2 protein-coding genes are annotated in these 1,200 nt (G+C 74.8%); both read left to right on the top strand.

Features of this window, described 5'->3' with window-relative positions; translation table 11 throughout:
- On the top strand, positions 1-636 hold a 636-nt coding region (locus AB0O00_RS40405), incomplete at its 5' end, for a LysR family substrate-binding domain-containing protein (RefSeq protein ID WP_363659646.1).
- A 50-nt stretch (positions 637-686) separates the two neighbouring features.
- Positions 687-1,103 carry an SRPBCC family protein gene (locus tag AB0O00_RS40410; RefSeq protein WP_363659647.1) on the top strand — a complete coding sequence of 139 codons (417 nt, stop codon included), beginning with the start codon at positions 687-689 and terminating at the stop codon, positions 1,101-1,103.
- Positions 1,104-1,200: the final 97 nt, after the last annotated feature.

Raw genomic sequence — 1,200 nt, forward strand, 5'->3', positions numbered from 1 at the left:
GCCGCCGCCGAGCCGAGCCGGATCACGGTCGGCTACACCGCCAACCTCATCGTCACGCCCGCCGTGCGCGAGCTGCGCCGGCGCCACCCGGACGCGGACGTGCACACCCGGCACCTGGCCTGGAACGACGCCCGCCGGGCGCTGCTGGAGCACCGGGCCGACGCGGTCGTCACCCGCCTGCCGCTCACGACGGACGGGCTGCACGTGACCGTCCTCCACGACGAGCCCCGGGCGCTCGTGGTGCCGGCCGGGCACCGCCTGGCCGGCCGGGCGTCCGTCACCCTCGACGACATCGCCGACGAGCCGCTCCCCCGGGTCTCCGACCCCGCCTGGGACGCCTTCTGGCGGATCGACCCCCGCCCGGACGGCCGGCCCGCACCCGACGGGCCGCTCGTGGCGGCGAACGAGGACAAGTTCGAACTCGTCGCCGACGGACGGGCGGTGGCCCTAGTGCCGGTCGGCCCGGGGCGGTCCGCACCGCGCCCGGACCTGGTCGTCGTGCCGATGGAGGGCGTCGAGCCGAGCCACGTCGTGCTGGCGGTCAGGGCCGGGGAGCGCAGCCGCCTGGTCGCCGCCTTCCGGAAGGCGGCGGAGGCGCTGCTGACCGGCGCGCCGGAGGACGGTCTGGACACATAGACTGCGCGCAGATAATCTATGGACAGACCACTACCCTACGGAGGCACCCCATGTGGACGTACGAGCACACCGTCGAGACCGATGCCACCCCCGAGGCGATCTGGCGCCTGTGGGCCGACGTCGAGCACTGGGGCGCGTGGAACTCCGACATCGTGAGCGTCCGGATCGACGGACCGTTCGAGGCCGGCACCGGCATCGTCATGACCCCGTGCGGGCAGGACCCCGTCCACCTGCTCATCGCCGAGGCGAGCGCCGGCGAACTCTTCGTCGACGAGGCCAGGATCGACGGCCTCGTCCTGCGCACCACCCACCGCCTCGACCGCGGCGAGCGGCTGCGCACCCGGGTCACCTACCGGATGGAGATCACCGGCGACGCCGTCGACCAGGTGGGCCCGCAGCTCGGCCCGGCCATCACCGCGGACTGGCCCGAGACCATGGCCGCCCTCGTCGCACTGGCGCACGGCTGATGGCGCTCGGCCCCGGCGAGAGCCCCGGGTTCCTGCTCTGGCACGCCACGCTGCGCTGGCAGCGCGACATCGCCGCCGCCCTCGGCCCGCTCGACCT

The organism is Kitasatospora sp. NPDC093558 (assembly GCF_040683475.1).
Taxonomy (GTDB): Bacteria; Actinomycetota; Actinomycetes; order Streptomycetales; family Streptomycetaceae; genus Kitasatospora.